This window comes from aff. Roholtiella sp. LEGE 12411, assembly GCF_015206995.1.
Taxonomy (GTDB): domain Bacteria; phylum Cyanobacteriota; class Cyanobacteriia; order Cyanobacteriales; family Nostocaceae; genus Komarekiella.
Window position 1 is genome coordinate 1 of the sequence record NZ_JADEXR010000222.1, and the last position, 7,476, is coordinate 7,476.

Annotated in this window: 7 protein-coding genes; 3 read left to right on the top strand and 4 right to left on the bottom strand. The window is 43.4% G+C overall.

Features of this window, described 5'->3' with window-relative positions:
* Positions 1 to 106: 106 nt before the first annotated feature.
* A complete protein-coding gene (locus IQ246_RS27795) occupies positions 107 to 538 on the bottom strand; it encodes an NUDIX hydrolase (protein ID WP_194006518.1) in 432 nt (143 codons plus the stop codon).
* A 33-nt stretch (positions 539 to 571) separates the two neighbouring features.
* Positions 572 to 1,012, bottom strand: coding sequence for a hypothetical protein (locus tag IQ246_RS27800; RefSeq protein ID WP_244142189.1), 441 nt, complete (start codon positions 1,010 to 1,012; stop codon positions 572 to 574).
* A 450-nt stretch (positions 1,013 to 1,462) separates the two neighbouring features.
* Here IQ246_RS27800 and folD point away from each other — a divergent pair, with 450 nt between their 5' ends.
* The 3 genes from folD (at position 1,463) to IQ246_RS27815 (ending at position 4,077) form a co-directional block, all read left to right on the top strand.
* Positions 1,463 to 2,338: a bifunctional methylenetetrahydrofolate dehydrogenase/methenyltetrahydrofolate cyclohydrolase FolD gene (folD, locus tag IQ246_RS27805; RefSeq protein ID WP_194006519.1), complete on the top strand. Its 876-nt coding sequence runs from the start codon at positions 1,463 to 1,465 to the stop codon at positions 2,336 to 2,338.
* Between the two features lie 262 nt (positions 2,339 to 2,600).
* On the top strand, positions 2,601 to 3,530 hold the full coding sequence (gene crtE, locus IQ246_RS27810) for a geranylgeranyl diphosphate synthase CrtE (protein ID WP_194006520.1): 930 nt from the start codon (positions 2,601 to 2,603) through the stop codon (positions 3,528 to 3,530).
* 91 nt (positions 3,531 to 3,621) lie between these two features.
* Positions 3,622 to 4,077: a divergent PAP2 family protein gene (locus IQ246_RS27815; RefSeq protein ID WP_162395735.1), complete on the top strand. Its 456-nt coding sequence runs from the start codon at positions 3,622 to 3,624 to the stop codon at positions 4,075 to 4,077.
* Positions 4,078 to 4,434: 357 nt separating this feature from the next.
* Here the strand turns inward: IQ246_RS27815 and pabB are convergent, their stop codons facing one another.
* Positions 4,435 to 6,606 (bottom strand): aminodeoxychorismate synthase component I, encoded by a 2,172-nt coding sequence (pabB, locus tag IQ246_RS27820; RefSeq protein ID WP_194006521.1) that lies wholly within the window; start codon positions 6,604 to 6,606, stop codon positions 4,435 to 4,437.
* Between the two features lie 29 nt (positions 6,607 to 6,635).
* Positions 6,636 to 7,307: a hypothetical protein gene (locus IQ246_RS27825; protein WP_194006522.1), complete on the bottom strand. Its 672-nt coding sequence runs from the start codon at positions 7,305 to 7,307 to the stop codon at positions 6,636 to 6,638.
* Positions 7,308 to 7,476: the final 169 nt, after the last annotated feature.

Consider the following 7,476-nt stretch of genomic DNA (forward strand, 5'->3'; position numbering starts at 1 on the left):
CCCAATGCCCAATGCCCAATGCCCAATGCCCAATGCCCAATGCCCAATGCCCAATGCCCAATGCCCAATGCCCAATTTTCAAGCTAAGTTTAATCAATTGTTAAGGTTATTTTTTGCCCTGTATAAAATTCAACAATATTCGTTGATGTACATGCCCCAAGGGCCGCACTTCTCCAGCGTTTTGCGAATAACAGCTACCCTGGCAAATATCTTCCGCCGTCATTAATCCCATATCCCAGCCTTCACTCAGAACTAGTTGATTTAATTCCACCAAGAGTGGTGCTTGAAAAACATGACGGACAACTTTTTCATCGGGATAACAGCCAAATTCAAAAAAGGGTGGCAAAATATAGCCAATTTCTTCTAAAATCTCTCGCTTGACTGCGACACCTGGAGTTTCACCGGGTTCGATATGACCGCCAAACAGCCCCCAGTAACCAGGGTAAAGAATACCAGGGATATTATCCCGCAGTTGCATGAGATACTTGTTTTCTTGGTAGAGAATAGCGATCGCTACATGCACTGGTTGATTATTCATAAATTTTTATTTGGCTGTTATCTGTTAAAACTATCACTCTTCCTCTAAGTACACTTCTCCCAACTCTTTGCCAGCTAAAGGGATACTTTGGTAGCGAACTTTACCCTTAATCACCACTTGCGCTCCCTGTTCTAGACCGGTTTGATTGGTAACAACCCAGATTTTGCCAGTGGAGTCATTGATTTGATAAGCCTGCTGCTTCATGAGGGGAGCTTGCTTTTCGACCTTACCTTGGATGTAAACTATAGCCTTATTATCCTGCTTTGGTTTAATTTCCCGAATAGGGGTAACATTAGTACCAATTTTTAAGGGAAGCATCCCACTGGAGCTAGATGATGTCAAACTTCCACAACTATAAAGTCCAATTACCAGCAAACAGGTCAATCCCAGACGGTAAGGTATAGACTTCTTGCAGAAATCGGGCAAGCTGTACCCGTATAAAAATGAAAGGGAAAAATTTTTCGCTTGTTGCATGAAAGCCCTCGGTTAAGCAAATTTTCGCATCATTGCTTATTTTGTCGCCAGTTTTATTAGGTCAGTTCCCATTTATTAGGGATTGGGCATGGGGCATGGGGCATGGGGGAAAACCATCCCTTTACCCTTTAACCCTCTTAAGAGTTCCCCAATCCGCAATCCGCAATCCCCAATGCCCAATCCCCAATGCCCAATCCAAATGATGCCGTTGATCTGAGAAGATAAATACTATGGACTTGGTATGAAAAAAACGCTACGGGATCAAACAGCAACATCATAATGCTCAATAGTCAATAGTCAATAGTCAAAAATAAATAATTTATTTACTGGACTTTGGAACGCCAGTTGATACAACGAGGGAAACCCCTGCAAGGCACTGGCTCCTTTGGACTATTGACTCCGCATAGCGGCTGGACTTTGGACAAAAGGCGAATATAGCTGGAAATTATAATGGAAACAAAAACTGCCAAAATTCTTGATGGTAAAGCTTTAGCTGCCAAAATTCAGCAAGAACTGTCTGTTGCCATTACACAATTACAACCAAAAATTGGACGATCCCCTGGTTTAGCCGTGCTGATGGTTGGTGACAACCCAGCGTCAGCGGCTTATGTACGAAATAAAGAAAAAGCCTGCACTAAAGTGGGTATTGTTTCTTTTGGCAAACATTTTTCCACCGAAACCACCCAAGCCGAACTAGAAGAAGTGATTGCGGCACTCAATGACGATGAACGGGTGGATGGCATTCTTGTACAGCTACCTCTGCCTAACCATTTGGATGCTGTGACTCTGCTACATCAAATTGATCCCGATAAAGACGCTGATGGACTGCACCCAGTTAATTTGGGGCGACTAGTACGGGGAGAAATCGGTTTACGCAGTTGTACGCCAGCTGGTGTCATGCGGCTTTTACAAGAATATCAGATTCCTTTAGCGGGAAAACAAGCAGTCGTGGTGGGACGCAGTATTTTGGTGGGCAAGCCAATGGCATTGATGTTACTAGAAGCTGATGCTACAGTCACGATCGCTCACTCGCGATCGCTCGATCTCAAAACCATCACCCAGAATGCTGATATTCTAATTGCAGCAGTAGGTATTCCCGGATTAATCTCTGCTGATATGGTGAAACAGGGCGCTGTTGTGGTAGATGTGGGGATGAACCGCGTCACTGATGCCAGTGGCAACAGTCGGTTAGTTGGTGATGTTCACTTTGAATCAACTGCTGGTGTGGCAGAATTTATCACCCCAGTTCCTGGCGGTGTTGGCCCTATGACTGTCGCCATATTGTTGCAAAATACATTTACCAGTTATTCAAAGCCAGCAAGGTAGTTGGGAGTAATGAATGGAAGGAGATAGGAGTATAGATGCGATTAATCGCGTCTATACAAGGGTCAGGAGTCACAACTACTAAAGGTTATGAGTGATTTTCCAATTCTTAACTCTTGGAATTTCTATTCGCCCTTGGGGTTGGTGGAACAATCAGACGAAACCTCCGCTCAGAGTTCTCTCTAACTACTGACTTTTTCAGCGCCAGAGCACCTTAAAATTGTGACGTATACGACAAAAATTTTAAAATGTCAGGAATTTAAGAATGGTAGCAACAGATAACGTTTACAAGACACCAGAGGAAGCCACGTTTAACCTCGCAGTCTATCTAAAACAGCGACAAAAGCTTTGCGATACTGCTTTGGATCAGGCGATCCCCATCATTTATCCAGAAAAGATTTATGAGGCGATGCGCTACTCGCTATTAGCTGGAGGGAAGCGTGTACGTCCCATACTCTGCCTTGCTACTTGTGAAATGATTGGTGGCACAATCGAAATGGCGATGCCAACAGCCTGTGCTGTAGAGATGATCCACACAATGTCATTGATTCATGACGACCTTCCGGCGATGGATAATGATGATTACCGTCGCGGAAAGCTGACAAATCATAAGGTTTATGGCGATGATGTAGCGATTTTGGCTGGGGATGGCTTGTTAGCTTTAGCTTTTGAGTTTGTTGCGACTCAAACACCCCAAACTGTTGACAGGGCAAGAGTTTTACAGGTAGTTGCTCGTTTGGGCAAAGCGCTGGGGGCTGCTGGCTTAGTCGGTGGTCAAGTGGTTGATTTAGAATCAGAAGGTAAGTCGGATATTTGTTTAGAAACGCTGAATTTCATTCATAAACACAAAACAGCTGCGCTTTTGGAAGCTTGTGTTGTTTGTGGCGGAATTTTAGCCGGAGCATCGTCTGAAGATGTACAACGATTGACTCGTTATGCTCAAAATATTGGACTAGCCTTCCAGATTATAGATGATATTTTGGATGTTACTGCTACTCAAGAGCAGTTAGGTAAAACTGCTGGCAAAGATCAAAGAGCTAAAAAAGTAACGTATCCTAGCCTTTGGGGACTTGAGGAATCCCGTTTAAAAGCCCAAGAGCTAGTTAAAGCTGCTTGTGCAGAATTAGAACCATTTAAGGAACGAGCCAAGCCAATGGTGGCGATCGCTCACTTCATTACCAGTCGCAATCACTAGGTCAATTTTGGATTTTGGCATTTGGGTTGCATTTAAAATGTTTCTTCAATTAACAACTGCTGCTAATTTTTACTAACCTAACCAAAATACCATGCAGGACATAGGCGACATCTTAGACAACCGGGTGCTGATGGTTGCTCTGATAGCTTGTTTAATTGCTCAAGCATTGAAGCTCATAATCGAGATAGTACAACATCGCAAACTGAATGTGCGTGTTTTAGTCACAACCGGAGGTATGCCCAGTGCCCATTCTGCCCTGGTTACGGCTCTAGCGGCTGGTGTAGGGCAAACTCTTGGTTGGGCATCTCCTGATTTTGCTGTTGCGACAATTTTTGCCATCATTGTCATGTATGATGCTGCGGGAGTTCGCCAAGCCGCTGGTAAGCAAGCTCGCATCCTCAATCAAATGATTGATGAGTTATTTCACGAAAAACCAGACTTTAGCCAAGACCGTCTCAAGGAATTACTTGGACATACACCAGTTCAGGTAATAGCTGGATCGGCTTTGGGCATAACTATCTATTGGTTAGCTAGGTCTGCTTATTAAACTACAATTAATGAATCTTTGTTTGAGTATCTGTTGGTAATTGGTAATTGGTATGTCAACTTTCAACGGTCATTAGCTATTAGAAAAACTACTAGCAATTGACTCTACCTATTACCTATTACCGCCCTCATAAGCTGTTAAACAGCTAAGTTGCAGATTTAGACGGCAGAGTGGTATGAGAGAATGATAGCGTTTTTTCTTTAAAAATAAGGCTATACAAGTTAAATGTGGAACAGCTTATATCGCATTAATTTTATAAAAATTCCTTTCTACAAACTTGAAAAATAATCCCAAAAGCTTTGATGATTTATGTATTCAAAATGTCAATTTTCTGCTTTGAATTATTTATTTTGTTCTTTAAGGCATACAATTTAAATATACTTTTTCGAGTTGATCAAAAGATACTGTATCCTGAACAATCATGCGATACAAATTGGAATTACATTCTCCATAGACAGTGAGAAGCATCGCTTGAATTAAAGCCTTTGCTTTCAGCATAGTTTCTTCAAATTCTGCTTGAGCATCAGATAACGCTACAATCCCACCTCCTATTCCTATAGAGGTTTCATGCGGAGTCAGGAGTGCAGTGCGGATCACAATATTTAGGTCAGATGCACCATTAAGACTTAAAAATCCGATCGCACCTGAGTAAACCCCCCGTGCCTCTTGCTCTAATTTATCAATAATCTGCATAGTTCTAATCTTGGGAGCACCTGTCATTGAGCCACCAGGAAATGCCATACGAATACAATCGGTGGCTCCCATGTCGGAACGTAAATGACCGCGAATGGTGGTAACAAGTTGATGCACAGTCGCATAACTTTCTACAGCCATCAATTTTGGGACGTGGATACTACCTACCTCACAGACCAATCCAAGATCATTACGTAACAAATCCACAATCATCAGGTTCTCAGCTCGGTCTTTTTCACTGTTACGCAAACTTTCATGGAGTACAAAGTCTTCTTCCACAGTCTGCCCACGTCTTAGAGTACCCTTGATTGGTTTAGTTTCTACCCAACCTTGGCGATCGATGCGAAGAAATCGTTCTGGGGATGAGCAAGCAATGGCAATGTCGCCAAAGCGTAGAAATGCTGCATAAGGTGCTGGATTAACTCGGCGTAATCTGCGATAAAATGCTAGCGGGTCAGGAGTAGTATCTGTGTAAAGCTTATTCGTTAGGCAGACTTGGTAACTCTCTCCCTCGTGGATTTCGTGTAGACACTTTTGAATATCATCAATGTAAGTCTGGTAAGACCTGCTTAAACGGAAGATAATCAGGTCTTGGCTACCCTGCGGCACAATGGGAGGTAGGGGGGGAAGTATGCGAAGTTGTTGTTCAATTGACTTAAACCAGGTTTCTGCTTGGGTGGTTTGACCCTTGTTGGCGAGATACAACAGATAGGTAGTCTGTTCTTGGTGGTCGAAGACAATTATTTGATCGGCTAAAAGAAAAACGGCATCAGGAAGTAAAGCGGGATGCAGCAGTTCACAACCAGATGCCTTAAGTTCATAACCGAAGTAGCCAACAAATCCGCAGTTGAAATCAAAAGGAAGCTCATCAGACAAGCAGTGTCGGCGCTCAAGTTCACGTTTGAGATACTCAAAAATACAGTCTGTGCAACGCGTTACTTTACCTGACTGAGTAATGGTTAGTTCTTTAGTTTGAGTATAATACTGAACTAATAGGCTGTTGGTTCCACCACTCCCTCCCATAAAAGAGAAGCGAGAAAGACCCAGCTCCACTCGGCTGCTGTCGAGCCAAAAGCTGTTTGGTTCTTCGCTAAAAAGATGGACAAATACCTGTTCTGCATCCGGATAAATATCCAATTTTTGGCTGTAAACTTCAAATTCCTGGCTTTGTTGGCGTAGACAGTTGGTGGGAAGTGTAGAAACTCCTCCGTATCCTGTCCGTTGTGGTCTTTTCCTCGGTTTTAATTTTTTCTGAGGAAATTGCAAAGTGATTTCTCTAAAGTTTTCTAGCAGATTCCGTCCATATTCTGTGCAGATAGATTCTGGATGGAACTGCACACCCCAAAATGGTAGATACCGGTGACGCAGACCCATTACCAGTCCTTCCTCAGTCCAGGCAACTTTTTCTAAGCAGCTTGGCAATTTTTCTGAAACAATCAAGGAGTGGTAGCGTACAACCCAGAAAGGATTGGGAATTCCCTTAAATAGCTCAGAGCCATTATGATAAATCTTGCTCATTCGTCCATGCATGACTTCTGGAGCATGGATAACAGTTCCACCATATAAGTAGCCAAGTCCCTGGTGTCCAAGACAAACACCAAGCACGGGTACGTCCACATTTTGGATTACTTGCTTGCAGATACCGAAATCTTTAGCTTTTTCTGGACGACCGGGGCCGGGAGAAATTACTACATTGTCGAATACCAATTTTGTCAGATCGCCCCAATCAACTTGATCATTACGAACAACTAGCGGAAGCTCTCCATTTACTTCTGCAATTATCTGATACAGGTTAAAAGTATAGGAATCGTAGTTATCGATGATCAGTGTTTGCACGTAAGATTACCCTCGCAACTTGGTAATCACTATAAACGCACAACTGGGCGCAGTAGCATTACTTTACGACTATCTACTAAGACGGCAAAAAAGCCGCGATCGTTCAGCTTCTGCAATGCGCTGTATGCTTCTTTTTGGTTGGTGGTATGAACTGCGAGTAAGTAAGGACGTTGGCCATAGGAAGCAAAACCCACATTACCTTCTACCACTTGCTGCACATTATTTGCCAGTTCTGGACGATTGAAATAATCCACTAGCACTGCATAACCCTGTCCCAATGCTTGGGGATTATAGCTGACTGTTTGCTGCTGAAATGGCTGAGATGGCTGAAATGGCTGAGATGGCCGAGATGGCTGAGATGGCTGAAATGGCTGCACGTTTGCTACCGCTTTCGGTCGAGTGGTAATGATGGCAGACAACCCGACAATGTTGCCAATATACCGCGCCCAACGATTAGCATCGTCAATTTTGTTAAACCCACCGACTCGCGTCACCGTCTCGTTGAGATATTTACAGGTGGCGGTCTTGAGTTGAGGCGGTAAGGCACTACGCAACTGCTTTTGATTATCTGCTGTGGGACTGACTACTAATAAAAGATACTCACCCGCACTCGGAGGTTGACAAGCGGGAATAGCTGGTTGGGCAAAGACAGAACTAATGCCACCAATGAAACCTGCGTAAGCGAAGCTTGTTGTAGCCATCGCTAATTCTAAAACACTTGGTAAAGTCTTAAGTCTCTGCACAAAAGTTAGATGGGTAAATTATGGTGTCTTACAAGATTTTATAAGATATATTTTGTTCCCCCTAAAGAAAAGTGGGGATTGGGGATTGGGGATTGGGGATTGGGCATTGGGGATTGGGCATTGGGAA

Coding starts and splice junctions, on each gene's coding strand:
- crtE (WP_194006520.1), top strand. CDS start 2,601: ATGGTAGCAACAGATAACGTTTACAAGACACCAGAGGAAGCCACGTTT.
- IQ246_RS27815 (WP_162395735.1), top strand. CDS start 3,622: ATGCAGGACATAGGCGACATCTTAGACAACCGGGTGCTGATGGTTGCT.
- IQ246_RS27825 (WP_194006522.1), bottom strand. CDS start 7,307: ATGGCTACAACAAGCTTCGCTTACGCAGGTTTCATTGGTGGCATTAGT.
- folD (WP_194006519.1), top strand. CDS start 1,463: ATGGAAACAAAAACTGCCAAAATTCTTGATGGTAAAGCTTTAGCTGCC.
- IQ246_RS27795 (WP_194006518.1), bottom strand. CDS start 538: ATGAATAATCAACCAGTGCATGTAGCGATCGCTATTCTCTACCAAGAA.
- IQ246_RS27800 (WP_244142189.1), bottom strand. CDS start 1,012: ATGCAACAAGCGAAAAATTTTTCCCTTTCATTTTTATACGGGTACAGC.